This window comes from Nonomuraea sp. NPDC050733 (assembly GCF_040654215.1).
Lineage (GTDB): Bacteria > Actinomycetota > Actinomycetes > Streptosporangiales > Streptosporangiaceae > Nonomuraea.
On sequence record NZ_JBFAHO010000026.1, the window covers coordinates 1 to 24,812 of the forward strand.

24 protein-coding genes and 2 pseudogenes are annotated in these 24,812 nt (G+C 69.0%); 9 read left to right on the forward strand and 17 right to left on the reverse strand.

All coding sequences use genetic code 11. The annotated features are described in order from the left end of the window. Nucleotides 1-314, forward strand: a 314-nt coding sequence (locus tag AB0H64_RS30955) for a hypothetical protein (protein WP_357631723.1), incomplete at its 5' end; no start/stop codon positions are given. Next, nucleotides 275-2,083 (forward strand): transposase, encoded by a 1,809-nt coding sequence (locus AB0H64_RS30960; protein WP_357631726.1) that lies wholly within the window; start codon nucleotides 275-277, stop codon nucleotides 2,081-2,083. The genes AB0H64_RS30955 and AB0H64_RS30960, both read left to right, overlap by 40 nt. A gap of 366 nt (nucleotides 2,084-2,449) precedes the next feature. Here the strand turns inward: AB0H64_RS30960 and AB0H64_RS30965 are convergent, their stop codons facing one another. Beyond that, nucleotides 2,450-2,821, reverse strand: a complete 372-nt coding sequence (locus AB0H64_RS30965) for a beta/gamma crystallin domain-containing protein (protein ID WP_357631729.1) — start codon at nucleotides 2,819-2,821, stop codon at nucleotides 2,450-2,452. Nucleotides 2,822-2,985: 164 nt separating this feature from the next. Continuing rightward, complete coding sequence (locus AB0H64_RS30970; protein ID WP_357631732.1) at nucleotides 2,986-3,684, reverse strand: SDR family NAD(P)-dependent oxidoreductase; 699 nt, start codon at nucleotides 3,682-3,684, stop codon at nucleotides 2,986-2,988. A gap of 248 nt (nucleotides 3,685-3,932) precedes the next feature. Here AB0H64_RS30970 and AB0H64_RS30975 point away from each other — a divergent pair, with 248 nt between their 5' ends. Together AB0H64_RS30975 and AB0H64_RS30980 are read left to right on the forward strand one after the other, a co-directional pair. Then, nucleotides 3,933-4,832: a helix-turn-helix transcriptional regulator gene (locus AB0H64_RS30975; RefSeq protein ID WP_357631735.1), complete on the forward strand. Its 900-nt coding sequence runs from the start codon at nucleotides 3,933-3,935 to the stop codon at nucleotides 4,830-4,832. 508 nt (nucleotides 4,833-5,340) lie between these two features. Further along, nucleotides 5,341-6,267 carry a recombinase family protein gene (locus AB0H64_RS30980; protein ID WP_357631738.1) on the forward strand — a complete coding sequence of 309 codons (927 nt, stop codon included), beginning with the start codon at nucleotides 5,341-5,343 and terminating at the stop codon, nucleotides 6,265-6,267. Between the two features lie 309 nt (nucleotides 6,268-6,576). Here the strand turns inward: AB0H64_RS30980 and AB0H64_RS30985 are convergent, their stop codons facing one another. The 9 genes and pseudogenes from AB0H64_RS30985 to AB0H64_RS31025 form a co-directional block, all read right to left on the reverse strand. Then, nucleotides 6,577-7,428 (reverse strand): oxidoreductase, encoded by an 852-nt coding sequence (locus AB0H64_RS30985; protein ID WP_357631741.1) that lies wholly within the window; start codon nucleotides 7,426-7,428, stop codon nucleotides 6,577-6,579. A 142-nt stretch (nucleotides 7,429-7,570) separates the two neighbouring features. Then, on the reverse strand, nucleotides 7,571-8,446 hold the full coding sequence (locus AB0H64_RS30990) for a helix-turn-helix transcriptional regulator (RefSeq protein WP_357631743.1): 876 nt from the start codon (nucleotides 8,444-8,446) through the stop codon (nucleotides 7,571-7,573). Nucleotides 8,447-8,865: 419 nt separating this feature from the next. Continuing rightward, nucleotides 8,866-10,131, reverse strand: a complete 1,266-nt coding sequence (locus AB0H64_RS30995) for a hypothetical protein (protein ID WP_357631745.1) — start codon at nucleotides 10,129-10,131, stop codon at nucleotides 8,866-8,868. Then, on the reverse strand, nucleotides 10,128-10,265 hold the full coding sequence (locus AB0H64_RS31000) for a hypothetical protein (protein ID WP_357631747.1): 138 nt from the start codon (nucleotides 10,263-10,265) through the stop codon (nucleotides 10,128-10,130). Before AB0H64_RS31000 ends, AB0H64_RS30995 begins: the two co-directional genes overlap by 4 nt. A 287-nt stretch (nucleotides 10,266-10,552) precedes the next feature. Further along, complete coding sequence (locus AB0H64_RS31005) at nucleotides 10,553-11,173, reverse strand: recombinase family protein (RefSeq protein WP_357631749.1); 621 nt, start codon at nucleotides 11,171-11,173, stop codon at nucleotides 10,553-10,555. Nucleotides 11,174-11,442: 269 nt separating this feature from the next. After that, nucleotides 11,443-12,375 carry an amidohydrolase family protein gene (locus tag AB0H64_RS31010; RefSeq protein ID WP_357631751.1) on the reverse strand — a complete coding sequence of 311 codons (933 nt, stop codon included), beginning with the start codon at nucleotides 12,373-12,375 and terminating at the stop codon, nucleotides 11,443-11,445. After that, nucleotides 12,372-13,028: a TetR/AcrR family transcriptional regulator gene (locus tag AB0H64_RS31015; RefSeq protein WP_357631753.1), complete on the reverse strand. Its 657-nt coding sequence runs from the start codon at nucleotides 13,026-13,028 to the stop codon at nucleotides 12,372-12,374. The genes AB0H64_RS31010 and AB0H64_RS31015 overlap by 4 nt, the downstream gene beginning before the upstream one ends. Continuing rightward, on the reverse strand, nucleotides 13,025-14,461 hold the full coding sequence (locus AB0H64_RS31020; protein WP_357631755.1) for an N-acyl homoserine lactonase family protein: 1,437 nt from the start codon (nucleotides 14,459-14,461) through the stop codon (nucleotides 13,025-13,027). Before AB0H64_RS31020 ends, AB0H64_RS31015 begins: the two co-directional genes overlap by 4 nt. A 338-nt stretch (nucleotides 14,462-14,799) precedes the next feature. After that, a pseudogene (locus tag AB0H64_RS31025) lies at nucleotides 14,800-15,006 on the reverse strand (Tn3 family transposase); the annotation flags it as partial. Nucleotides 15,007-15,646: 640 nt separating this feature from the next. On the opposite strand from AB0H64_RS31025, the gene AB0H64_RS31030 reads away from it, so the two are divergent. Then, complete coding sequence (locus AB0H64_RS31030; RefSeq protein WP_357631757.1) at nucleotides 15,647-16,546, forward strand: alpha/beta hydrolase; 900 nt, start codon at nucleotides 15,647-15,649, stop codon at nucleotides 16,544-16,546. A 358-nt stretch (nucleotides 16,547-16,904) separates the two neighbouring features. Here the strand turns inward: AB0H64_RS31030 and AB0H64_RS31035 are convergent, their stop codons facing one another. The 5 genes from AB0H64_RS31035 to AB0H64_RS31055 form a co-directional block, all read right to left on the reverse strand. Next, on the reverse strand, nucleotides 16,905-17,264 hold the full coding sequence (locus AB0H64_RS31035) for a hypothetical protein (protein ID WP_357631759.1): 360 nt from the start codon (nucleotides 17,262-17,264) through the stop codon (nucleotides 16,905-16,907). 50 nt (nucleotides 17,265-17,314) lie between these two features. Beyond that, complete coding sequence (locus AB0H64_RS31040; RefSeq protein ID WP_357631760.1) at nucleotides 17,315-18,220, reverse strand: NAD(P)-binding domain-containing protein; 906 nt, start codon at nucleotides 18,218-18,220, stop codon at nucleotides 17,315-17,317. A gap of 75 nt (nucleotides 18,221-18,295) precedes the next feature. Further along, nucleotides 18,296-19,180, reverse strand: a complete 885-nt coding sequence (locus AB0H64_RS31045) for an RNA polymerase sigma-70 factor (RefSeq protein ID WP_357631762.1) — start codon at nucleotides 19,178-19,180, stop codon at nucleotides 18,296-18,298. 71 nt (nucleotides 19,181-19,251) lie between these two features. Next, nucleotides 19,252-20,196 (reverse strand): NAD(P)-dependent oxidoreductase, encoded by a 945-nt coding sequence (locus tag AB0H64_RS31050; RefSeq protein ID WP_357631764.1) that lies wholly within the window; start codon nucleotides 20,194-20,196, stop codon nucleotides 19,252-19,254. Between the two features lie 218 nt (nucleotides 20,197-20,414). Then, nucleotides 20,415-20,738 (reverse strand): tyrosine-type recombinase/integrase, encoded by a 324-nt coding sequence (locus AB0H64_RS31055; protein WP_357631766.1) that lies wholly within the window; start codon nucleotides 20,736-20,738, stop codon nucleotides 20,415-20,417. A 133-nt stretch (nucleotides 20,739-20,871) separates the two neighbouring features. Between AB0H64_RS31055 and AB0H64_RS31060 the strand changes: the two are divergent. Further along, nucleotides 20,872-21,216, forward strand: a pseudogene (locus AB0H64_RS31060) (Tn3 family transposase); the annotation flags it as partial. Then, nucleotides 21,202-21,594, forward strand: coding sequence for a Tn3 family transposase (locus tag AB0H64_RS31065; RefSeq protein ID WP_357631918.1), 393 nt, complete (start codon nucleotides 21,202-21,204; stop codon nucleotides 21,592-21,594). The pseudogene AB0H64_RS31060 and the gene AB0H64_RS31065, both read left to right, overlap by 15 nt. A 609-nt stretch (nucleotides 21,595-22,203) precedes the next feature. Here AB0H64_RS31065 and AB0H64_RS31070 read toward each other — a convergent pair. Further along, the gene (locus AB0H64_RS31070) at nucleotides 22,204-23,043 is read right to left on the reverse strand and encodes an NAD(P)H-binding protein (RefSeq protein ID WP_357631767.1); all 840 of its coding nucleotides are present in this window, start codon (nucleotides 23,041-23,043) and stop codon (nucleotides 22,204-22,206) included. A 272-nt stretch (nucleotides 23,044-23,315) separates the two neighbouring features. On the opposite strand from AB0H64_RS31070, the gene AB0H64_RS31075 reads away from it, so the two are divergent. Both AB0H64_RS31075 and AB0H64_RS31080 read left to right on the forward strand, forming a co-directional pair. Further along, complete coding sequence (locus AB0H64_RS31075; protein WP_357631769.1) at nucleotides 23,316-24,197, forward strand: sigma-70 family RNA polymerase sigma factor; 882 nt, start codon at nucleotides 23,316-23,318, stop codon at nucleotides 24,195-24,197. Between the two features lie 84 nt (nucleotides 24,198-24,281). Beyond that, nucleotides 24,282-24,755: a carboxymuconolactone decarboxylase family protein gene (locus AB0H64_RS31080; RefSeq protein WP_132597164.1), complete on the forward strand. Its 474-nt coding sequence runs from the start codon at nucleotides 24,282-24,284 to the stop codon at nucleotides 24,753-24,755. Nucleotides 24,756-24,812 lie beyond the last annotated feature (57 nt).

The window sequence follows — 24,812 nt, forward strand, 5'->3', positions numbered from 1 at the left end:
ACAGCAAGGTGACCAAGGAGCTGATCAACGCGTTCAAGCGGGTGACCGGCAAGGAGAACATCCTGTTCCGGGTCGCCGACGCCGCGCTCGGGCATCCCGACGATCCGGTCCGCGCGGTCATCTTCCCGGCGGTGACCGGTGGTGAGCAGACGCTGAAGGACTTGGTGTACGAGTTCAAGACCAAGGGCCCGGCCTACCGCACCAGGGTGCAGACCACGCTGCGCGCCTCCTACACCAACCACTACCGGCGCGGGTTGATCGCGTTCTGGACACCTTGGAGTTCAAGAGCAACAACACCGCCTACCAGCCGGTGATCGAGGCGTTGGAGCTGGTCAAGCGGTATGCCAAGGCGGGCAACACCACCTACTACCCGCGCGGCGAGCGGGTGCCTGAGCATCGCGGCACCGCCGGGGCCTGGGAGGACCTGGTGTTCAAGCGCGACAAGCGCGGCCGCCGGCGGGTGGTGCGGATGGTGTACGAGATCGTCACCTTCCAGGCGCTGCGCGAGGCACTGCGGTGCAAGGAGATCTGGGTGGTCGGCGCGGGCTCCTTCCGCGACCCGGAGGAGGACCTGCCCGCCGATTTCGCCGCCCGTCGCGTGACCAACTACGCCGAGCTGCGCAAGCCGCTGGACCCGGCGGTGTTCATCGCCGAGTTGAAAGCCCAGATGCGCGCCGAGCTGGAGGCGCTGGACACCGCGCTGCCCACGCTGGACTGGGTGGAGATCAAGGACCGCAAGTCCGGTGCGATCAAGCTGACGAAGATCGGCCCGGCGGAGGAGCCGCGGAACCTACGCAAGATCAAGAACGAGGTGGGACGCCGCTGCGGTTCGGTGCCGCTGATCGACATGCTCAAGGAGGCGGTGCTGCGCACCGGCTGCCTGAACGCAGTCACCTCGGTGGCGGGCACCTCTAGCCTGGCGCCGGAGGTGTTGGCCGAGCGACTGATGCTGGCGATCTTCGGGTACGGCACCAACACCGGGATCCGGGCGGTCGCCGCCGGCGGGCACGCCCACAGCGAGGACGACATCCGCTACGTGCGGCGTAGCTACCTGACCCCGCAGGTCGCCGCGGACATCGCGATCGCCATCGCGAACGCGACCTTCACCGCCCGCGACACCGCGCTGTGGGGCGAGGCGACCACCACCGTCGCCTCCGACTCCACGCACGTGCGCGCCTACGACCAGAACATCTTCACCGAGTGGCACTCCCGGTACGGGGGCCGCGGCATCCTCATCTACTGGCACATCGAGCGCGGGTCGATGGTCGTGCACTCCCAGACCCTGCGCGCCTCGGCCTCGGAAGTCCACGCGATGATCGAGGGCGAGGTCCGGCACGGCACCACCATGAAGGTCGAGGGCAACTACGTCGACTCCCACGGCCTGACCGAGATCGGCTTTGGCGTGACCCGGCTGCTGGGGTTCGACCTGCTGCCGCGCATCAAGCAGATCAACAAGGTCAAGCTCTACCGCGTCGAGACCGGCGAAAGCGACCGGTACCCGCGGCTGACACCGGCGATGACCCGGCCGATCCGCTGGGAGCTCATCGAGCAGAACTACGACCAGATGATCAAGTACGCGACCGCGATCAAACAGCGCACCGCCTCCACTGAGGCGATCCTGCGCCGATTCACCGAGTCTGCCTCCCACCCGGTCTACCAGGCCATGCTGGAGGTCGGCCGCGCGCAGAAGACCATCTTCGTCGCCCGCTACCTGCGCCTGCGCGAACTCCAGCGCGAGATCCAGGAAGGGCTGAACGTGGTGGAGGCCTCCAACGGCGCCAACTCGGTCATCCTCTACGGGAAGGGCGGCGACATCGCCACCAACCGGCGCGAGGAACTGGAGATGACCGTGCTGTGCCTGCGCATCCTGCAGGCCGCTCTCGTCTACATCAACACCCTGATGCTGCAAGACGTCCTGGCCGACCCCGAGTGGGTCAAGCTGCTCAAGCCCGCCGACCGGCGCGGCCTGACGCCCTTGTTCTGGCAGCACGTCCAGCCCTACGGCGAGGTGCGGCTGGATGTGGCCAAGCGCCTGCCGCTCGGCGGGCAGGAGCAGACCGGGCGGGCGCCCGCCTCCCAGTAACGCCGAGATCGACAGAAGACGGCCCGTCCCGGGCCGGGCGGATGCCAGCATCGACACCATGAACTGGTGGCGACGCAAGCCCTCCCGGCCCACCGACAGCGACCCCGACCTCGCCGACATCCGCCGCGACCTGGTGTGGAAGTTCGGCGAGGACATCGCTTACGCGATCTGGCTGACCGGCAAGGATCAGACGCCGGCCCGCACCCCGACCTGGGACACGCTGGTTTCGTCCGCGTTGATGTCAGTGGCGGTGACGCGAACTCGCGACCTCAATGTGGGAGCCCGGCTTTCCCGGGGCTGTGCCCCGGGGCCTTGCCGGCCGGAGCGGCGATCGGGCAGGACCGCCGCCCCGATATCGCCGGCAGTTCAGAGGATCCTGATCCCCTGGATGCGGACCCCACCGGGATGGTTCGGCCAGGTGAACACGGTCCACTTCGGGATCGGCTGGGCCGGCTGCCACCTTCCGTCCCCGTACCACTGGACGCGGTTGTTACCGGTCGAGATCCGGGTGACCCACCAGATGTTCAGGTCGTACCTGTCCTCTCCGGCGTTGGCGTAACAGTAGTCGACTGACGAGCTGATGTTTGAGTGGATTGTGGCGCGCACGAGGTCGGTCCGGTCGCCGCACGGGACCTCATTGATCGCGTACGCCGCTGTCGGGAGGGCGACGGCAAGTGAGGCCGTCACCGCGACGGACGCCAGAGTGGCCAGCGCCGCGCGTTTGGCGATGCGTTTCATGGACTTCTCCTTTGCAGGTGAGATTCATGCGGTGGAAATGGAGCCGGACTATCCGCAGACTTGACCAGGAGATCTCTGGCCACCTGCCGGGGTGGCTGTCTCGCTTCCGATAGGAACACCACGGCTCACGACCGGCTGCGATGCCACAGGGTGTCAGATCTGCCTCAGACGGGCTGGCCGACCGGCCGGATGGTCAGGGTGTTGAGGTCGACGTCGGCCGGCTGGCCGAGGGCGAAGCAGATGGCCTTGGCGATGGGCTCGGGGGACAGGGCGAAGGGCGGGACGCCGCCTTGCCAGAAGGCGGTGTCGGTCATGCCGGGGTTGACGAGGGTGACGCCGATGCCGCGGCTGGTGGCGTACATCCGCAGGTTCTCGGCCATGCCGGTGACGGCCCATTTGGTGGCGGAGTAGAGGTTGGCGGGGCTGTTCTTCAGGCCGGCGACGCTGCCGATGAGCACCAGCCGCCCGCCCGTGGTCTCGAGGTGGGGCAGGGCGGCGTTGGCCAGCAGGGCGGGGCCGAGGACGTTGGTGAGGACCATGGGCGCCCACAGTTCCGGGTCGCCGTCGGCGATGGTGCGTGGGTGGTCGGCGGAGATGAAGCCGGCGTTGGCCACCGCGGCGTGCAGGGCGCCGAAGTGTGCCACGGTGCGGGTCACGGCGGCTTGGGTGGCCGGCCAGTTGGCGGCGTCGGCGATGATGCCGAGCAGCCGGTCGGGGTGGCCGGTCTCGTCGAGGAAGGACTTGAGTTTGGTCTCGTCCCGGCCGGTGACGGCCACGCGGTGGCCGCGGTCGAGGAGTAATCGTGCGGTGTGGGCGCCGATGCCGCTGGTCGCGCCGGTGATCAGTACGGTCTTGCCGGTCATGGTCATACTCCCGGGTGCTGGAGGTCCTGGTGGTGCATCACAGGAGGGCGTCGACGGTGATGGGCGGCCCGATCACCACTACAAAAGCTGGTCGGACAGGGTCCATCTCCGTGTCGCAGGTCGCGTTCGATTCGCTGATCCCAGGAAACCCGCCTGGCCGGGCGCGAGACAGAGCGCATTTATAGGGGGGATAAGCTCAACCCCTTTACCGTCGGCGCCTGCGCGAACCCTGCGGTTACCGTGGGAGCATGGACGACCGGCCCGACAACCGCGACCAGATCCGGGATTTCCTCGCCATCCGGCGCGCGAAGCTCACTCCGGAGCAGGTCGGGCTGCCCACCGGCGGTCGGCGCCGGGTCCCCGGGCTGCGCCGCGAGGAGGTCGCGGTGCTGGCCGGTGTGAGCACCGAGTGGTACACCCGGCTGGAGAAGGGCCACATCAGCGGCGTATCGGAAGAGGTACTCGACGCGGTCGCCCAGGCCCTTCGCCTGGGCCAGGACGAACGCACCTACTTGTTCGACCTGGCCCAGGCCGCCCGGCCCGCCCGCCGCGCACCTTCGCGCCGCAAGGACGTCCAGGTCCCGCCGCGCGTCCAGTGGCTGCTGGACTCCATGACGATGTCGGCGGCGTTCGTACGCAACGGCCGCACCGACATCGTCGCCCACAATGCGCTGGCTCGGGCCCTGCTCGCGCCGGTCTTCGACAGCCCTGCCACCACACGGCACGGCCGCGCCAACCTTGCCCGCTACGTCTTCCTCGACCCGGGCTCCCAGCGGTTCTTCGTCGACTGGGACGCGGCCACCGCCATCAGCGCCGCGCTGCTGCGCGCCGAGGCCGGACGCGAGCCCCACGACCGGGCGCTACGCGACCTCGTCGGCGAGCTGTCCACGCTCAGCACCGCGTTTCGCGGCCAGTGGGCCGCCCACGACGTGCGCATCCGCCACGCTGGCGGCAAGCGGCTGTGGCACCCGCAGGTCGGCGACCTGGAGCTGACCTACCAGTCCCTTGACCTGCCCATCTCCAGCCGGACAGTGTACGGCCTCACCATCTACACCGCGGAACCGGGCAGCACCTCCGAAGAGCGGCTCAAGCTCCTGACCAGCCTGGCAGCCACCCAGCCGGCACACCCCACCAGCCAGCCGCGTTGAAGCGCGCCGACTTGCTCACGGCCTGCAGCTCGGGCACCTATAGCTACGGCGAGCCGCTGCGCTGACCGGGCCCCGCGGACAGGCATTGAACGAACATCACCACGACCTGAACACGCGTTCACCCCAGCATGCCAGCCAACGTGCCTTTACGTGCCTGGCAAGATCACATCTCCCTGCTCTGCGAAAAGATGCGAACAACCCCAGATAGCCACGGCGACGCCTGTCATCATCGAGGTCCAGGTGTGCTTCGAGAAACGATCTCCCAGAAGGCGGCACGACGAGAGCGTGAACCCCGCCGTGCCAAGCCGATGGTGAGCGGGGGCGCAATCGACCGACTACGCCCCCTCACTCGATCCAATCAGAACCCAGCGCCCGACCTGCCGAAACCGGGCGCCGATCCAATCAGATCCGATCTTCACTTCCGCCCCTCCTTTTCGCCCCCTAAAGTGGCCATCAGAGCCCGCCGGACACCTCCCGGGCCACCTGCGGGGAAGGAACCTGATCGGGCATGGCCGACCGCGTCTACCTGCGGCACTCCACCGACAAGCAGACCGACGCCCGCCAGCGGCACGCCCTGGCCGCGCTGATCGCCTCCGGCGCCCCCGTCTACGACGACCCCGCCACCTCCAGCCGCCAGCTCTCCCTGGACCGGGTGGGGTTCACCAAGCTGCTGCACGAGGCCGCAGTCGGCGACACCATCCGCATCGCCGATGCCGCCCGCCTGTTCCGCTCGGTCGCCGACATCCTCGCCCTGCGCCCCGTGCTGATCCGCCGCGGCCTGCACCTGCGGGTGGAGTCGGGGCTGCTGTCGGGGATCGACCTGGCCGCCGACGATCCCGGCACCAAGATGATGGTCAACGTCCTGGCCTCGGTGCTGGAGTTCCAGCGCGACATGATCAGCGAGAACACCCGCCAGGGCGTCGCCGCCGCCGAGGCCTCCGGCAAGACCCTCGGCCGCCCAACAGCGCTTGCCCCGGACAAGGCCGCCGAGGTCGTCACCGCCTACTCCGAAGGCGCCGCCGTCAAGGCCCTGGCCCGCGAGCATCACGTCGCGCCCAAGACCATCCGCCGCGTCCTGGACGCCGCCCACGCCCGCCGACTCCCCGACCAGCTCGACGCGCTCCCCGTTCCCGAGGAGCCGTCCGGCCCCGCTGCGGACACGCCCGTGACGCTCGACCTGCCTGGCCTGCTCGCCGACCACCTGCGGGCCGCCGGCGACGACACCATCCGCCAGGCGCTCATCTGGGGGCGGATCATCCGCCGTGGCAAGGGCTACTCCATCCGCCTCACCATGCCGCTCGAACTCCACCACGCCGCGCTGCAACAGAGTGCAGCCCTCGCCGCCGAGGGCGCCGGGCCGGCCGAACGCAAGGCCTACCGGGTGTACGCCACCCGCATCACAGCTGCTCAACAGCAGAGGACGCCCGGCAACTAACCACGCCGCTTCGCCGGGCTCACCAGCCCCTGGCCGTACTGATCCGCTACCTCGGGCTCGTTTGGGGCTCATGACACGGTTCTTACCGGCACCCCTACTTTGGGGCTCGGGTCAGCTTCGGGAGGAGGACGCCGTGCTGGATGGCCCCCTCGTGACCAGCGACGACCCGGCCGCCGAGTCCGGGGCGGTGCGCATGGTCCGCGAGGGCCGAGGCCCGCCGTCTCGTTGATCATGTGTCCGATGTGGCGCTGTCTCCGGGTGGGTCGGTAGCCACAGCGCCGTCACCGCCGCTGTCTTGGTGAATTGTCGTCAGGCGACTGTTACTCCGCCTTCGGCGGAGTCGGTGGAGCGGCTGAGTTCCTCCCAGGCGTCGAAGTCGTCCTGGACGCGCTGGCGCCCGGCGGCGACCAGGCGTAGCGCGTCCGAGCCGAGCAGGACATGCACGGGAGGCTTCTCCACGTCCAGGAGGGTGAGGATGGCGTCGCCCGCGCGATCGGGATCACCGATGCCCTGACCCGCGAGGGCCTGGCGGCGGGTTCGGATCGGGTCGAACAGCGCGTCGTAGTCGGCGATGCTGCGTGGTGCGCGGACCAGTGACCTACCTGCCCAGTCGGTTTTGAACGCACCGGGAGCTACGGCGGTGACCCGCACGCCGAACTGGTTGACCTCTTGGGCGAGGGTGTCGGTGATGCCTTCCAGGGCGTGTTTGCTGCCTTCGTAGAATGCCAGTCCGGGGAAGGTGGTGTGCCCGCCCATCGAGGTGATGACGAAGATGTGGCCGCCGCGCCGTTCCCGCATGCCGGGGAGGACCGCTTTCATGGTCGCTACCGTGCCGAATACGTTGACCTCGAACTGGCGGCGCAGATCGGCCGTCGATGACTCCTCGAAGGTGCCTTCGAGCCCGTAGCCGGCGTTGGCCACGAGCACGTCGATCGGGCCCAGTTCCGCTTCGGCGGCCCGCACCGTGGGGTCGATCCGGTCCGCGTCGGACAGGTCGAGGATGAAGGCCCGGGCGCGGTCGGGGTCCAGTGCCTGGAAGGCGGCCGCGTGCTGCTCGGTGCGCACGGTGCCCGCGACCCGGTGCCCGGCCGCCAGGGCTCGTCGGGCGATGGCCAGTCCGAGGCCGGTGCTGACGCCGGTGATCAGGAATGTCTTGCTCACTACGGATGTCCTTTCGTGGATGAGTGTCAGGCCGCGGGGCGTGCGCGGGCACGGCGGCATAGACCCCGCGGGTATGGCGGGGTCGTGTCTGGGTGGTGTGGGTGCTGGATCGCCCGGTTCGGGCGGTGGTATCGGGCGGTGGTCAGGACTCGGCGGCGGTGTCCCGGATAGTCGCGGTGGCGGGTTCGCTGCCCCAGCTGGCCAGCAGCCGCAGGCGCTCCTGAGATGGCGAGCCGGACGGCGCGCAGTAGACGACGAGCGATTGGTCCGGGTCGGCGACCGAGGTGAAGATCTCGTACTGCAGCTCCAGGTCACCGACGACAGGGTGGTGGAGGCGTTTGAGGCCGGTGCTGCGTTCCTGGACGCGGTGTTCCGACCACCACGCCGGGAACTCGGGTGAGCGCATCATCAGCTCGCCGATCAGGTTGGCGATGCGCTGATTTCGCGGCTGGGTGGCGGCGGCCAGCCGCAACCCGTGCACGTAGTCGCGGGCGACGCGTTCCCAGTCGCGCCACACCAGGCGAGCACGCGGATCCAGCAGCGTCCAGCGCGCCATGCTGCGTTCCCGGCGCGGCAGCTCGGCCACATCGGGAAACAGCAACGCCCACAACGTGTTCCCGCCGACGACAGTGAGGTTCCGGTCGCTGACGAAAGCAGAGGCCAGCTCCATCGACTCCAGCACCTGTCGCAGCGCCGGTCGTAGCTGTGACGAGTGCTCGGCCCGGTTCTTGTGCCCGGCTGTCGTGCCCGCGAGGGCGAACAGATGCCGCCGCTCGATGTCGTCGAACCGCAGTGCGTCACAGAGGGCATGCAGTACCTGTTCGGACGGCTGCCGGGCGCGGCCCTGTTCCAGACGGGTGTAGTACTCGGTACTCACCCCGGCCAGCTGCGCGACCTCACTACGCCGCAGACCGGTGACCCGGCGACCGGTGCCGAACTCGACCGGCAGACCGATCTCATCCGGCGTGAGTCCAGCACGGCGGGCCCGCAGGAAGTCGCCCAAGTCGTTGTTGCCCATGCCCCAAGTCTTGTTCTCACCCAGTCGACCTCCAAGGGCATAGCTGGCCCTGCCAGTACTACACACCAGGTCGTGCGGGGCCGCAAGACTCGGCCAGGTCGGCCGAGAACGGAGTGGCGCTCGACCGCGGCCGCGGGGCGGCGTCGACGGGCGGGCCCTCCCAGCCGACGGGAGCCCCTGCCCGCAATGCGATGTCACCGCCGGCGGTGCCTGCCGCACCCGAGCCGGGAAGACCGCCGCGAAGCGGCACACCGTAGTCGGACCGCAGACGCCGCATCAGCGTGGCCGAGGACAGGCGGATGCGCGGCATCAGGTCGAACCCGACCGTGGACGTGACCTCGGCACGGGCCGAAGCCCAGGAACGACACTCCCCGATCCCGTCCATCCGCGCGCTCCTCCCCCGCGCTTCCGGGCCGCCCTCACCTGCCGCGCAGCTCCGCCGCCACCGCCCGTTCCCGCAGCTCCGCCGCCTCGGCCCGGACAGCCTCCAGCTGCGCCCGTACGTCGTCCAACCGCGCCCGCTCCAGCCGCAGCTCCACCCGCAACTCGTCACGCTCGCCGGCCAGGGTGTCGGCCCGTTCCCGCTCGGCCGCCACGGCCTCGCCGCGCCGCGCCGCCTCCTGCTCGGCCACCGCGGACGCCTCCTGACGTGCCGCCTCCAGGCTCTCCGCCATGGCGGCGAGCTCGCTCTCGGCCCGCTCGCGCTCCCGCCCGGCCTCCGCCGCCTCAGCCTCGGCGGCCTCGCGCGCCTGCTCGGCCGCGTTGAGCGCCACGGCGCGGTCACGCTCCGCTTCCGCGGCGGCCCGCTCGGCGCTCTGCGCCCGTGCGACCGCCCGGTCCCGCTCCTGCTCGGCCGCCTCCGCCCTCGCCCGCGCCGCGGCCACGTCGCGCTCGGCCTCCTGCCGGGCCCGCACCGCCGCGGCCACCTCCTGCCGGGCCTGATCCCGTTCGGCCCGCGCCAGCTCCGCTTCCTCACCGGCTCGTACGGCCTGCTCCAGCGCCTCGTTCGTACGGACCTCGGCGGCCTCGACACGTTCGGCCAGCTCCCGAGCCGCCTGAGCGCGGGCCCGTTCAGCCTGCTCGGCCCGGCCGTTCGCCTCCCCCGCCCGCCGCTCGGCCAGCTCGGCCCGGCGGGCGGCCTCCTCGGCACTCTGCAACGCCTGCCGCTCGGTGCTGGCCGCCTCCCGCAGCGCGGCGAGGGCCTGCTCGCGTGCCCGTTCGGCGTCACCGAGCGCGGTGTCGCGCTCGGCCTCGGCCTCCTCGACCCGCAGCCGCATCTGCGCCGCCTCCCGGCGCGCGTGCTCGGCCGCCTCACGCGCCAGCCGTACCTGCTCGAACGCCTGCTCCCGCTCGGCGCGGGCCACCGCCACCCGGGTGTGCGCCTCGGCCTGCACGGCACTGAGCTTCGCCTCCACCCCGGCGGGACTCAGCTCCTGCGCCAGCGCGTGCGCGAGCGGCTCGATGGCGGCGGCGAGCCCGCTCTCCATCCGCTCGTACAACTGCTCGGCCCTGGCCAGCGCCCCCTCCAGCCCGGGGGTGGCGCGCCGCAGCTCACGCTCCCGCTTGGCGGCGGCCTGGCAGTCACTCTCGGGACAGTACGCCTTCGGCCGCCCTCTCCCCCGCCGCTGCTCGATCGGTGCCCCACAGTGCTTGCACGGCGTCACCACGCCGGTCTCTACGGTCACAGCAGCACCTTACCATTTTCGATTTTCCAGAAAATAAAAATCCAAAAATCAGATCCGTTGCGCCGTGGTGGCTCCTCGCCAACTTGCGGGAATGCAGAATTCCCGCAAGTTTCCTGTACCAGCGCGGGGCTCACGAGGACTTCGTACTGGAGATGTCTGTCCTGTCTCACAGAAGGTGGCGTCCTGTCTCACGAGACATGGCGTGCGTCTCATCCACCTGGCGTGATTCGCCATCCCGTCTCACCTAGTTGGCGTGGCTGCCTGATCACGCACTCTCGGTGTCTCATCTAGGTGGCGTGCGCGGAGCGGATGTCTCACCTAGATCGGGGTTGAGGAACCGGCGGACAGCCGTTATCGATGAGAATGATCTTGCTAGGGCGCCGAAGGGGCAGCAGCGGGATGCGGGTGGGATAGCTGCTGGTCAGCGTCCGACGAGTGCCGCGTAGGCGGTGGAGCGGCCGATTTTGAGGGTGCGGGCGGCTTCGGTGACCGAGATGCCGTCGTCGACCAGGCGGCGTAGTGTGGCCAGCTCGGCGGGGCCGATGACGCGCGGCCGACCAGTCTTCTTCTTGCCGGGCAGCATGGCACCGGTGGCTTCGCGGCGCTTGGCGGCGGCGATGCCCTCGGCCTGGCGCTCGGCTCGCAGCTCCAGCTCGTATTCCGCGGCTGCGGCCAGGACCGCGAACATGAAACGGCCCTCCTTGGTGCCCAGATCAAAGTTCTCGGTCAGCGACACCACGGTGATGCCCCGGTCGCGCAGCTCGTTGACCGTGGTCAGCACGGACCGCGTCCGGCTACCGTGATCACCGCTACGGCGCTTCTCCACCAGCAGTGTCGCTGCGCGTGCGGCCAGCTCCCATGAACTGGCGCGGGCGGTGGATGCCGCGCTGCTCGTCGTCGACGGATCGCCGCCATGCCTGCGGGTCGATCCAATGGGCGATCGTAGCCTCGATGAGGTGGCGCAGTCCGGCCGGGTCGAGGCGTGGCGGGCGGCGAACGAGGGCCAGCGCGGGTCCACGGCCTTGTCTGGCGCGGCAGGCATGGTGTACGCGAGAGCCTGCTCGGGGGGTGAATGCGATTTGTTCCACGCTCGACAAGCAGCCACCGGGTTCGGGGCAGCCAGTCGGTCAGGCTCGCCTGCTGGTCACGCTCCGCGGACAGCTTTCAGCAACTCCAGCGCGCGGTTGATGGTGTGGGATGTTGCGTACGTGAACGCCGTTCTCGTCTGAGCTGAAGTCGGCTGACGCTCGGCCGTCCAGCCACGTTGACGAAGGTAACGTGGCTGGACGTGCTGGCAGCCGTCGGCGGAGGTCAGCGTCTGGCCTCAGACAGGCGGGTGAACAGCAGGTGAGCGTTGCGGTGGCCGATGTCGGTGGTGTCCTGGTCGGAATTCCGGAGGTGGCCGTTGAAGTAGGAGACGGCGAGTTCGGGGACGAAGGGCCAGTCGCTGGCGTACAGCACGTGTCCCGGCTTGGCGAACGCGAGCAGTGAGGGCAGCGCGGCCGGGCTGCCGGACAGGGCGGTGTCGAAGTAGAAGCCGGCGAAGTCGTCCAGGATGTGGTCCAGGTCCCGGCCGGTCTCGGCGAAGAGGGCCAGGGCCAGGCGGTGCGCCGCGTACGGGAGGAAGCCGCCGGCGTGCGCCAGGATGAACCTGATGTGCGGGAAGCGGCGCGGCACGTTGTGGCGGACCAGGTTGAAGGCGGCGCGGGTGGTATCGAGCAGGAAGTCGGCGGCGAACGGCGGGATGCCCGGCGCGGCGGGGCCGGGCAGGTCGGCGGGGTGCACGAGGACCACGGCGGAGCGGTCGTCCAGCATCGTCATGAGCGGGTCCATGGCCGGGTCGCCCAGGTAGAGGCCGCGGCTGTTGGCCAGCAGGATCACCCCGTCGGTGGCCAATTCGTCGAGGGCGTGCGAGGCCTCGGTCACGGCGGCGTCCACGTCGGGCAGGGTGAGCGTGGCGAACAGCCCGAACCTGCCGGGATGGGCCTGGGCCAGCCCGGCGCCGAACTCGTTCACGGTGCGTGCCATGGCCGAGGCGTCGGTGCCGTCGCCCAGATGCACGCCCGGCGTGCTGACGGACAGGATCGCGGCGGCGATGCCCTGGCGGTCCATCAACTCCAGCGCCAGTGCAGGGCTCCACTCGGGCAGCTCGCGCCCGCCGGGAGCGTGGACCCCATGCTCGCGCAGCCAGCGCGCGTAGTCGGCGGGGATCATGTGCTGCTGGACGTCGATGTATCCGGTCATGCGGGTTCTTGCCCTTCTTCCTGTCGATGGGGCACGTCGGGGAGCCGCAGCAGCCGGTCGGCTTGGCGGAGGACGGCCTGCAGGTACTGGCGTGTGGCGGCGGGGTCGGCTGGTGTGTCCGGGTTGATGAGCATGCGGTACATGGCCGCGCCGACGACCATGTCGATCACGGTGTCGATGTCGGCGTCGGCGGCCAGCCGGCCGTCGCGGCGGGCGCGTTCCAGCGCGGCGTGGATCAGCTGGCGGCGGGTCTGGATGTACTGCTCGCGGTAGGTGGCCAGCAGCGACGGCTGGGTGACGCTGGAGCCGATGAGCTGGGCGAGGATCGCCCGGAAGCGGGCGTCGCCGAAGGTGCGCACCCAGGAGTCCATGAGCCGCTCCTCGACCGGCTGCGCCGTGGCGTCGGTGGTGGCCCAGATGTCGGCCTCGGGGACGAGGGTGCGGGCCTGCTCGATCGCCTGGATGAGCAGTTCCTCCTTCGATGACCAGCGCCGGTAGACGGTGACCTTGGCCACGCCGGCGCGCTTGGCGATCTGCTCGAAGTTCGCGCCCTCCAGGCCGCGTTCCACGAACAGCTCCAGCGCCGCCTTCATGATCGCCTCGTCGGCCTCGGGGTCACGGGGCCTACCCCGGGTGCGCCGCGTAGAGGTCATCGAAGCTCCACCCGTCCCATGCCCGTGCCGGACGCCGGCGGCACGAAGCGGGGGGTGTGCCCGGGCCGCAGCCGCCAGTCGGAGGTGAGGACGGTCTCCATGTATCGGCGCAACTCCCGCAGCCCCTCCTTGCCGGGCGTCCCGTGGGCGAACGCGGAGACGACCAGGTCGGACTGGTAGCGGGTGTTGTCGTGGGCGAACAACGGCACGGTGGCGGGGTCGGAGGCCAGCAGGTGCTGGATGCGCCGGGCGGCCTCGATCTGGTGGGTCGTGTCGGCGCCGCCGATGGTCATTTGGCGGACCTGATCTGTGGCCAGGTGGGGCAGGGTGTAGAGGGTGTCGCCCATGAACAGCACGTTGCCGGCGTCCAGGCGCAGGAGCACGCACATGTGGCCGGGCGAGTGGCCGAGGGTGGGCAGCAGGATGAGGCTGCCATCACCGAAGTGGTCCTGGCTGTCGGGGAAGGCGCCGAAGGCGCCGGAGTCGAAGGCGGGGAAGGAGAGGTTGTTCTCGACCAGGTCGAAGGAGTACGGGTAGACCGTGCCGTGGTCCCAGTCGCGGCGGTCCAGCACCACTGTTGCCTGGGGCAGGTAGCGCAGCCCTCCCGCGTGGTCGTCGTGGACGTGGGTGAGGAACACGGTGGTGATCTCCTTGGTGTCGTAGCCGAGCCGGGCCAGGCGGACCCGCAGGTCCTGCTCGGGGGTCAGCCGGTACTCGCCGCGCTGGGTCAACAGGCGCGAGACCATCTGGTTGTGGTTGTAGTACCCGTCGTGATCGTGGGCTTGTTCCCAGTTGACGCCGCTGTCGACCAGCAGGACGCCGTGCCGGGGGTGGTCGATGAGGTAGGCGTAGACCGGCACCGCGATCTGCGCCTTGTCCACCAGAGTGCGCAGGTAGCCGTTCAGCCCTTCCCAGCCGTCCAGACCGCCGTAGAACTGGCCGTAAGTGACGATGGTGTCGCCGGTGTGAATCGGGAACACCCGCACGGCGCCGTCGACGATCCGCCGCCGCGCGCCCGGGGCGCGCACGGCCGCTTGCCGCTCCTGCTCGCCCCGCGCCAGCACCTCGCGTCGCTGCCGTTCCACCCGATCGACGGAGAATCCGCTCAGCACTCCCAGCACCAGCCCGGCACCGCCTGCTAGGAAGGCGCGCCTGGTGCTCCGAGCACCCCGGCCGCCCGCCGCCCGGCGTCCGCGCAGGAAGGTAGCCGCCGCCCATGCCAGGCATGCGGTAGCGGCCAGGGCGAGCAGCACCGGTAGGTCCGTGACGTAGTAGACGACCCCGAGGTAGAGCCCCAGCGTGCCCAGGCCGACCGGAACCCCGATGAACGCCAGCACCCGGCACCGCGTGGCTAGCCGGCCGAGCACACCAGGCCACAACAGCCCGACCACCAATCCGACCAGCAGCAGCCCATAGACGACCAGCAGCGGCACCGGCACGTCCTTCAACCGCAGGACAACCAACCAGGCAGCGCCGACCGCAAAGGCGGAAACGAGTAACCCGATCTTGCCTAGAGACTTCAACATCCGGCCACCTCATTTCATAAACGCATACGGATGCGTTTACATAATAGTGCAGCCACGATCACCTCGCGCCGCAGTCCTGGTACGCAAGAAGCGGGGTGCACCGTCGCGTTCAGCGCCGAAACCATGGCGGGCGCCTACGGCGTGCTCTAGTTCCTCGTCCTGCAATCCAGACCGGCCGTAAGCGGAAGGCTTCGGCCCGATCTTGACCGGGGGCCGACGAAGGCTGCACCGAGATCCCTGCGGGTTTAGACGCCGTCCTCGTCCACGACGGCAGAAGAAGCGTCCTGGGGCAGCGCCGCCACTCCGAGCGGCCGCAGGCCCTTGTCCGGGGTCGAGGAAGCGATCGCGTAGCGGCCCAGGCAGTTGAGGTGGGCGTGGCCCAGTGGGGACAGCCGCGCCACGTCCTCATCCTTGACCGGCACGCCCTGGGCACGCAACTGGTCCACGATCGCCGAGAAATACGCGATGCCGCCGTAGCCACGCCACCGACTGCTCGAACAGCGCCACCGGCCCCTCGGCGTGCCGACTCTCTTAGCAGAGATCCGACGGACCGTCGCCCGCCGCTACGGCAGGCCTGGGCAGGACTGGAACGAATGGCGGCACGATCCCCTCCACCTCTGGATCGAGAACGAGCGCAAGAACGCCACGATGATCCTCCGACAAGCGAAGACCGCGACCAAGAAGGACGCCTGGCTCCCTGGCCTCGCTATTCCGTGATCACACGCCAACTGATCTGGGACGCTTTGGCCTGACCGGACATCATCACCATGATCGCCCGACGCAGCTTGACCGGATCCTTCGCGGTCCGGGTGATGCGCTGGATCTTCCGGCCCTCCTCCATCGACAAGGGCGGACGAACACAACCGGTGGACGAGCCACGACTACCTCCCAGATTCCAGAGGCAGCCAGCCCTACGGGTTCACCGTTCCGAGACGGGCCATTAGCTGGCGTGTTTCGCCGTTCCGTCTCACCTGGGAAGCGCACTACACCAACTGACATGCGTCAGCCCTGGAGAATCCCATCGTCCGGACGAAGCTTCCGTGGGGAAGAGCGCCGTCTCCCTACCTGGGGCGCATTCCCTAGCATGCTGCCATGACGATCTCTGGACACGCTCAGTACCGGACACGTGTCCTGCACGACGAGTCGCGCTGCGACCTCCGCGACCCGAAGCGCCCCCGCCCCATTCGCCTCTACCAGTGGGAACCGCAGCCACGACCGGCGACGCCCGCTCCACTGATCATCGTGTCGCACGGCACCGGAGGCTCAGGAAGCGCCATGGAGTGGCTGGTGGGCCCTCTGGTGGCGAGGGGCTTTCGAGTCGTCGCTCTCGACCACCACGGCAACAACTTCATCGACGGCTACGAACCCGAGGGCTTCCTCTTCGGCTGGGAGCGCCCCCGGGACATCTCGTTCACACTGGACGCCCTCGCCAAGGAGGAGATGCTGGGCCCGGTTGGCGCCGCCGGCTTCTCCTTCGGCGGCTACGCCGTCGCCGCGCTGGCCGGCGCGCGGGTCGACTCGCAGAAGGTGGCCGCTGTCTTGGCCGAGACCATCCCGTTGCCAGAGATCCCGGAGTTCCCCGGAGTCCTTGCGGCGCTTCAGAAGAAAGTCGCACAGGACGAGCAGCTGATCCATATAGACAGGTCAGGAGCCGACCTGACCGATGCCCGGATCCGCGCTGTCTTTCAGGTCGCACCCGGGTGGGGGCCTCTCGTAACGTCCAGCAGCCTGGCATCCATCCGGATCCCCGTGGAGATCATCTGGGGCGGCGCCGACACGATCGCACCATTCCACGAGATCAATTCCTACTTGGAGGGCATCCCCACGGCGACGGGCCGTTCGGCCGGACCTCATGTCCGCCACGAGGACTTCTTCGACCCCACAGCGACCAACACGAAAGCTCGCGACCATGTGGCTCAAGAAGCAGCCACCTTCTTCACGCGGCATCTCGGCCACCCCTCCCAGGTCGACCGCCCACGGGGACACCAGTGACCGCTCACCTGCGGACCACTCTGATCGTCCACACCAGACGCCGCGCGAGCAACATTCCATGATCAGCGCTATGTCTCGTGAGACGTTCGACCTTTACACGCCAACTCGGTGAGACGCCTTCAGCATCCCTTGTCTCACCGAGTTGGCGTGTCCCAGGTCAGCTACATGCCCACGCGCCAACTCGTTTGAGACAGGACAGTAGCCGGGTGAGAGATCTCTTGGAGGTCCGGGCCGTTGGAGATGCGGGTGGTGCCGTCGTCGCTCTGGACGGTCCATCGGCCGTTGGCGAAGTTGCCGGCGATGATGACGCCGACGGGGAGCTTCGCTTCGCGTCCGGGGCGGTGTGCGGGCGCGTCGGCTACGCCTGAGGTGCCACGCCGAAGCGCAGGAAGCCGGCGATGCGGGGGGAGAACGTGAGCGGGGTCTGCTCGCCGAGCGACGAGCGCAGGCCCGCCGCCACCTCGGCGTCCGGCTCACCGAACACCTCGAAGTGCTCCACCCGGCAGTGCTTCATGACGTCCTGGATGAACGGGTCCGCGAGTTTCCAGTGCAGGCGGACCGCGTCGGAGTCCCGATAAAGCTGGAAGCTGTGCGCGAGCATCCGCTTCTCGTCCACGAAGGTCTGCACCATCAGCTGCGGGCCATGCTGCTGGGCGAACTCCACGGCTCGGGCGATGGCGTTGCGGAAATCCTCCAGGTGTCCGTCGGTGATTCGCATGGTGTTGCGGAAAAGGAGGATTGTCTCGTCCTGGTGGCTCATGACGCGATTCAGCCTTCCTTCGCCAGCAGCTCGAACAGGCTCGAGAATCCCTGTTCGCCGTGGCCGTCGGCGATCCGGCGATCCATCAGTTCCTTGACCTGGCGCATCCGCATGGCTTCCACGCCGACGGACTCCCGGTGGTCGATCATGTCGTCCATCAGCGCGGCCTGCACGCGGAGCGAACCGAGGTCCGGCGGGTATTCCCCGCTCGCGACCGCCTTGGCGATCCCGGTCAGCAACGGCGGATAAGCGGCCAGCGAGCCGGCGACGCGCTCGGCGAACTCCGTCACGTCGACCCCTTCCGCCCGAACCAGCTTGAGCACGTGCAGAAAGCCGATGAGCATCTCGTAACCCATGGCGACCTGGGCCATGAACTCCACGGCGGCCAAGCCGGCGTCCTCGCCGTGGTAGCCGACGCCGCCCAGCTCCCTAAGGGTGGATGCGTGGGCATCGAAGGCGCTGCGGGAACCGCTGAGCAGGACGGTGATGTTCGGTGTGCCGACGTACGGCGGGTCTCCCATGAGCTTGCCGTCGATGTACTCGGCGCCGTGCTCACTCGCCCAGCGCTCTTTGGCGCGCGCCTGGGCGGGTGAGCCGCTGGTGAGGTTCACCAGCACCTTGCCCTCGACCACGTCATCGACCGAGGCCAGCACTTCGTCGACTGCTGCGCCGTCGAGGAGGCAGACAACGACGAGCGGGCTGGCCGCCACCGCCTCCGCGGCCGTCGCGGCCGCCGTGGCGCCGACGTCGACCAGCGGCGCGCTCTTGCTTGCCGTTCGGTTCCAGACCGTTGTGCGATATCCGCGTTCGACGAACGTTCTGGCGATTGCCGATCCCATGGAACCTAGACCGAGCACGGTGACCCGGCTCGCCGCGGTGGTGGCGTTGTCAGTCGCGGCTGTTGTCGTCGTCATGGTGCTCCCTTTCGTATCGGATTCGGATGGAAGGAATGGCCGCTTGCTCGACTCGGGAAGATCACCCGACAGCGGTCATGCTGTGCTCGCCGGGTCGAGGCCCGACAGCTTGTCGGGGTTGAGGATGCCGAAGATTTCGTGGATGCGTCCGTCGCGGATGCCGAAGGTGACCAGCTGCCGCTGCCCGCCGATCACGGTCCAGATCGCGGGCTCGCCGTTGGCCTCGGTCAGGCGGGCCTCCTCCAGCGGATACCGGGAGATCAGCCCGACCACGAATGCCAGCACGTTGGTGCGGCCGGTGACCGGACGCAGCGCGGCGCGCACCTTGCCGCCGCCGTCGTTGTAGGCGATCGCGTCCTCTGCCAGCAGTTCCGCCAGCGCCGTCACGTCGCCGTTCTGCGCGGCGTCCAGGAAACGCTTGAGGAGCTCGGTGTGGTCGCCGGTGGCCGGGTTGAACCGGCCGCGGCCTTCGGTCAGGCGTCCCACCGCCCGGTGGTGCCATTGCCGGCAGGTCGCGGACGGGCTGCCGAGGATCTTGGCGATCTCGTCGTAGGGCAGGTCGAAGGCCTCGCGCAGCACGAACACCGCGCGTTCGGGCGGCGACAACCGCTCCATCATGTGCAGTGTCGCGTAGGAGAGCGTGTCGCGCAGTTCGGCAGTGTCCAGCGGGCCGAACGCCTGGGCGTCCACCGGTTCGGGCAGCCACGGGCCGGTGTAGGACTCGCGGGTCGCCCGCGCGGAGCGCAGCTGGTCGAGCGCCAGCCGCGTGACGACCGTCACCAGGAACGAGCGCGGCTCGCGGATCTGCTGCCGGTCGGTGTTCGTCCAGCGCAGGTAGGCCTCCTGCACCACGTCCTCGGCGTCCCACATGCTGCCCAGCAGCCGGTACGCCAGGCCGAGGAGGATTCGGCGGTGCTCTTCGAAAAGCTCGACGGCACCGTTGCGTGCGCCACTGGTCATGTTCGGCTCCCTGGGCTCGGCCGTCGCAGGCCCCGCGGCGGCGTGGCCCGCCGATCGAGCCGCCACAACGCTCACGCCGCCGCGGCCATTCCGCCGCGCAGCTCGGCGGCGAAGCCCTCGGTCACCGACGCGTACCGGGGACGCCAGTCCAGCCGCAGCCGGGCTCGGGTGTTGTCGGCGCCGCGCAGCCGGTTCATGAACGCCACCCCCCAGCTCCCGACGGCCAGCCGCGCCAGCGCAGCCGGCGCCTTCTTCGGTGCCCGGGCCCCCAGCATTGCGGCCAGCTCCGGCAGCCATTCCCGCAGCGGCGCGGGCCGGTCGTCGACGATGTTCAGCACGCCGGTGACATCGGGCTTGTCCAGCGCGGCGGCGACGGCGGTGGCGACGTCGTCGGCGTGGGTGAAGGAGAACACCGCGTTGCCGCCGCCGACCAGCGGCACCTTCCCGGCCCGCACCTGCCGGACGAACGATCCGTCCGCGGCGTAGATTGAGCCGGGCCCGTACAGGTGGCCCAGCCGCAGCACCAGCCCGCTCACCCGGGTGGTCAGGCGTTCCAGCTCGACCAGGGCGTCCAGCACGAGTGCGAACTGCTTGGGCGTGCCCGTGTGCCACAGTGGGACCTCCTCATCGGCCAGGCCCTCGCCGGGCTGGTAGGCGTAGGCCAGGCCCTGGCTGATCAATCGCGCTCCGGGCGCCGCCTCGATCAGGTTCTTCGTGCCCTCGGTGCGCAGCTGGTTGGTCAGCGCGAAGTCGTGCGCCAGATGCTTGGGGTCGATCTCGGCCGGGATCGCGGTGAGCATGTTCACCACCGCGTCGGGCGCTGCCTGCCGCACCGCGGTGCGCAGCCCGTCCCGGTCCAGCGCGTCGGCGACCACCACCCGCGCACCCGCCGCCTCCAGCGCGGCGCTGTCGCCTCCCGGCCGTACCAGCCCCAGCACCTCGTGTCCCACGGCCGACAGCAGCGGCACCATCTGGCCACCGATCACTCCGGTGGCTCCCGCGACGAGAACTCGCATGATCACTCCTTGGCCGGTCCCGGCGGCCGTGCCGGGATACGTCGCTTACGGCAACCAGACGGGCCAGCCCCCCTCGGTGTGACAGCCGAGACAGTGATCCGCAACACAATCCCAGCGCACGGTGAAATGACCGGCGAACAGCGGCACGGGCCACGATGGGGGCCAGACCAAGTACGAGAGAAAGGGGCAGTGTCCCGCCCTACCTGAGAGATCGCTGATCAGTGGGTACGGCGGCGGGGTGCCAGGACCTCGGTGACCTTGGCGATGGCTTCGGCGCCAGGTTTGACGTAGCGCATGGCGGTACGGGGGTTCTTGTGGCGGGTCTTGCCCATGATGAGCTGCAGCGGGACTTCGGCGTCGCCGAGGTGGGTGGCGGCGCTGTGGCGCAGCTGGTGCAGGTCGAGGCCGGCGTACTTGTCCAGCAAGACGCGGGCGCGGGCGTAGCCGAGGCGGGCGCGGCCGGTGTGCGGGCAGATCTCGCCGGCGGCCGGGCGGCGAGCGGGCCCCGACGCCGTCGAACAAGTCCGCGCCGAGTTCGCCACCCGCCATCAAGGGCTCTAACCTCACTGACCCACGGATCACCCCTCAGCGCCCAACAACCAGGGCGGACAATCCTTCCGCCTCGGTGCGGAACACCGCTTCGTTGGATTCTGCTCAGTTGCTAGGGGGACCCCTCTATGCGCAGAACCCGCCAGAACCCACCATTCCAGGCGGTTATGGAGCCACGTGGCCCAGAACTACCTGTCGGCCGAGACGTTTTCGCTGGCCAACGCGCCGCTGATCGAGGAGCAGGCGAAGATCGGTTTCGCCCGGCAGCTTGGCGGCGGCCTGGTCGCCGCGATCGACGGCATGCGGTTCGTGGTCCCGGTGCCGTCCATCTACACCCGGCCCAACCGGAAATTTTTCGGCGGCAAGAGGGGCCTGACCTGGCTCAATATGATCAACGACCAGGGGGCGGGGCTGGGTGCGAAGGTGGTCACCGGCACCGTCCGGGACTCGCTGCACATGATCGATGTTCTGTATCGGCGTGACGATCGGCGTGACATCAAGGGCATCCGCAACCTGCAAGAATCCCGCCACGCCCTGGCCGGGAAGATCTTCCACGGCCGCAAGGGTGAGGTTCACCGGCGCTACTACAAAGGCATGGAGGACCAGCTCGGCGCGCTCGGGCTGGTGCTCAACTGCGTCACCTTGTGGAACACCTTCTACATCGATCAGGCCCTGGCCCGTCTGCGGGCCGCGGGCTACCCGCTGGCTGAGGAGGATGTCGCCCGCTTGTCGCCGTTCGGCCGCCGGCACATCAACGTGATCGGCACCTACACCTTCGCGCTGCCCGATCTCGGCCCTGGAGGCATGCGGGAGCTGCGAAACCCGGACGAGCCCGAGTGGGACGACTGACGTTGCTTCGCCCAGTGCGAGCTGGAAGACGCCGGCGCGCAGCGCTACGAGTCGACGATCGCGGACCTGGATAAGACCGTGGCGTACCTGGCGGACCTCACCGAGATTCTCACTCTGGTGATCGGCGATATTGAGGAAGACGACGACCCGGACTCACCTCTCAGCGGTCCACGCCAGACAGAGAGTGAGACCAAGAGGCGCCGGGCCGGTCAGCGTCTGGCAGTCGAGTGCAAGTGCACACAGCCCCGCCGCCTCCAGCTGACCCCGCGCGCGCTGGAGGACGGCCGATCATCAGCGGATTGTGCGAGAAGCGCTTCGCCGTCGTCGAGCAGAACGAGGGAGCCCCCGTATAGATCGCGTCACAGAACAGCAGCAGAAAGAGCGCCTCGCCGACACGGGGCGCTCTTTCGCGCGAGGAGAGTGTCAATAGCGTTCCAGCCACGGTCAAAGGATGATCATAACGCGTGCGACCAGCGGAAATACCATGCACCGCGGCGACATACCAAGCCCTGACCTTGTCGATGAGAGACGGCTTCGGTTGACAGTCGGCTGGTGCCGCCGGGCTCGTCCTCGGGACATGCGTGAAGGCCGGCGGGTGCCGCCAATCCGTCAGGCCGACGCCGCGCCGAAGGCGGCGGCGTGGTCGGCGACCCACTGTGCGTAGGTGAAGGGCGGGCGGCCGGTGACCTGTTCGACCGTCGGCAGGATCTCCGTGGGCTTGCCGACTCTCGCGGTGAGCAAGTTGACGTAATCGTCGATCCCCGGAGCGGGCATGCCGGCGCGGACCATCTGGTCCCGGAACCAGTCCTCGGACTGCTCCTCCCACCGCAACGGCCGCCCGATGGTCTCCGCGATGACGCGCACGCGGTCGATCTGGGTCAGCGACTGCGGTCCGGTCACCGAGTACCCCTCGCCGGCACGCCCATCGAGGAGGCTGCGGACGGCGACCGCGGCGATGTCGCGCGGGTCGATCGGGGCCGTCGCGGCCTCGCCGTAGCGTCCGCGTACGACATCGCCCTCGATGATCTGGGGCGCCCAGACCAGGTCGTTGGTCGTGAGCCCGTCGGGCCGCACGAAGGTCCACGCCAGCCCGGACGCTTCGACGGATCGTTCGAGCCGCAGGTGCACCTCGCCGACCCAGCCGGGCTCGGGCCACGTGACGGACACCGAGGACAGCATCACGACATGCCGCAGGCCGGCTCGCTTGGCCACGTCGAGGAATCCGTCGCCCCCCTGGAAAACGGGGAACAGGAAGGCCCGCTCGATGCCGGACAGTGCCTCAGACAGCGTTTCCGGCTGGGTCAGGTCGCCGGTCACGACCTGGACCTGGTCAGGGAACGCATGGCCGCTGGGGTTGCGGGTCATGACGCGGACCTTCTCACCCTCCTCCAGGAGTTGGCGGACGACGTGGGAACCGACGTTTCCGGTGGCACCGGTTACCAGGATCATGGTGGGGATCTCCTTTAGTTTCTTGGTTTCTTGAGCCGGGGGCCGGTCGGTGACGATCGCGTCACTCGACCAGCCGTCCGGTGGATTCGAGGTCAGCGCTAAGTTCCACGAGGCGCGTGGATCGTTTGCGCGGCGTCCTGACGACCATGAGGCGCCGGCGACCCGATCCCTGTGACATTGCGGTCTCCCATCAGGACGCACGCCGAACGGTTACCTCGGCGCCTTCGGTCGCGTCATGACCATGACGGAATTCGCGCAAGGAAGGTAACAACATGGCCGGGTCAGGTCCGCACGAAGCACTGGCGGGAGCCTTCGAACAGCAGCGCGAGCGCCTGGTGGCGGTCGCCTACCGGATGCTGGGGTCGCGGGTGGACGCCGAGGACGCGGTGCAGGAGGCGTGGATGCGGCTGGCGCGGCAGGACGCGGCCGCGATCGACAACCTGGCCGCCTGGTTGACCACGGTGGTCGGCCGGGTCTGCCTCGACGTGCTGCGCTCGCGCAAGACCCGGGCCGAGCTGTCGTACGACGACTGGCTGCCCGAGCTGGTGGTGACGGTGGACGGCGGGGCGGCACCCGAGGACGACGTGATGCTCGCCGAGTCGGTCGGGCTTGCACTGCTGGTGGTGCTCGACACCCTCACGCCTACCGAGCGGCTGGCGTTCGTCCTGCATGACATGTTCGCGGTGCCCTTCGCCGAGATCGGCGAGATCATCGGCCGGTCCGCCGACGCGACCAAGATGCTCGCCAGCCGGGCCCGCCGGAAGGTGCAGGGCACGTCGCGGCCGGAGGAGGAGCCGCGGCGGCAGCGCGCAGTGGTCGACGCATTTCTTGCCGCGGCGCGGAACGGGGACTTCGAAGGGCTCGTACGGCTGCTCGATCCGCAGGTGACCTGGCGCACGTACCACCCGCAGGGCGTGCTGACCACGGTCGGGGCGGCCGAGGTGGCCGGTCCGGTCCTGCGCGGCATCCGGTCGATGACCTCGGCGCTGGCGGTTCTGGTCAACGGCGAGCCCGGGTTCGTGGTCTGGGGTGCGAAAGGCAAGGTGCTCGGCGTGGTGGGGTGCACCGTGGTCGACGGCCGGATCGTCGAGCTCCTGACCGTGAGCGACCGCAAGCTCCTCGACACCATGAATCTGCCCGCGCGACCCGAGTAGCGCACGTCCGTCGCATGGGTTGTTACGTCTTGGCGGAGGGCTTCGTCGTAGTGGTGCAAGCATCCGAAGACGAAGGAGATTGAGATGGAAACTCGGATCAACTGGATGGGCACCGAGGTCGGGTCGAAGTGGGCCAAGTACATCATCTCGTCGAACAAGGTCATCACCGACTCGGCACTGCCGAAGGCGGTGCAGGAGCTGGTGAAGATCCGCGCCAGCCAGATCAACGGCTGCGGCGGCTGCCTTGACATGCACACCAAGGACGCCGCGGCCGCCGGCGAGAGCATGGTGCGGATCAACCTGGTCGGGGCATGGCGGGAGACGACCGTCTACACCGAGGCGGAGCGGGCGGCGCTGGAACTCACCGATCAGGGCACCCGCCTCGCCGACTCCAGCGGCATCACCGATGAGGCGTGGGCGAACGCGGCCAAGCACTTCGACGAGGATCAGATGATGGCTCTGGTGGCCCTGATCTGCACGATCAACGCCTTCAACCGGCTGAACGTGATCACCCGGACGCCCGGCGGCGACTACCAGCCCGGACAGCAGTTCATCTGACGCGGACATTCCCCCTCAGGCTCTAGGCGGACCCGGGACCCCGGGTCCGCCCCGCGG

Bases quoted from the DNA above. Each gene is read 5' to 3' on its own strand.
- AB0H64_RS30965 (WP_357631729.1), bottom strand. From the start codon at position 2,821: ATGAAACGCATCGCCAAACGCGCGGCGCTGGCCACTCTGGCGTCCGTC.
- AB0H64_RS30970 (WP_357631732.1), bottom strand. From the start codon at position 3,684: ATGACCGGCAAGACCGTACTGATCACCGGCGCGACCAGCGGCATCGGC.
- AB0H64_RS30975 (WP_357631735.1), top strand. From the start codon at position 3,933: ATGGACGACCGGCCCGACAACCGCGACCAGATCCGGGATTTCCTCGCC.
- AB0H64_RS30980 (WP_357631738.1), top strand. From the start codon at position 5,341: ATGGCCGACCGCGTCTACCTGCGGCACTCCACCGACAAGCAGACCGAC.
- AB0H64_RS30990 (WP_357631743.1), bottom strand. From the start codon at position 8,446: ATGGGCAACAACGACTTGGGCGACTTCCTGCGGGCCCGCCGTGCTGGA.
- AB0H64_RS31005 (WP_357631749.1), bottom strand. From the start codon at position 11,173: ATGCCTGCCGCGCCAGACAAGGCCGTGGACCCGCGCTGGCCCTCGTTC.
- AB0H64_RS31010 (WP_357631751.1), bottom strand. From the start codon at position 12,375: ATGACCGGATACATCGACGTCCAGCAGCACATGATCCCCGCCGACTAC.
- AB0H64_RS31015 (WP_357631753.1), bottom strand. From the start codon at position 13,028: ATGACCTCTACGCGGCGCACCCGGGGTAGGCCCCGTGACCCCGAGGCC.
- AB0H64_RS31030 (WP_357631757.1), top strand. From the start codon at position 15,647: ATGACGATCTCTGGACACGCTCAGTACCGGACACGTGTCCTGCACGAC.
- AB0H64_RS31035 (WP_357631759.1), bottom strand. From the start codon at position 17,264: ATGCGAATCACCGACGGACACCTGGAGGATTTCCGCAACGCCATCGCC.
- AB0H64_RS31040 (WP_357631760.1), bottom strand. From the start codon at position 18,220: ATGACGACGACAACAGCCGCGACTGACAACGCCACCACCGCGGCGAGC.
- AB0H64_RS31045 (WP_357631762.1), bottom strand. From the start codon at position 19,180: ATGACCAGTGGCGCACGCAACGGTGCCGTCGAGCTTTTCGAAGAGCAC.
- AB0H64_RS31050 (WP_357631764.1), bottom strand. From the start codon at position 20,196: ATGCGAGTTCTCGTCGCGGGAGCCACCGGAGTGATCGGTGGCCAGATG.
- AB0H64_RS31065 (WP_357631918.1), top strand. From the start codon at position 21,202: ATGATCGATGTTCTGTATCGGCGTGACGATCGGCGTGACATCAAGGGC.
- AB0H64_RS31070 (WP_357631767.1), bottom strand. From the start codon at position 23,043: ATGATCCTGGTAACCGGTGCCACCGGAAACGTCGGTTCCCACGTCGTC.
- AB0H64_RS31075 (WP_357631769.1), top strand. From the start codon at position 23,316: ATGGCCGGGTCAGGTCCGCACGAAGCACTGGCGGGAGCCTTCGAACAG.
- AB0H64_RS31080 (WP_132597164.1), top strand. From the start codon at position 24,282: ATGGAAACTCGGATCAACTGGATGGGCACCGAGGTCGGGTCGAAGTGG.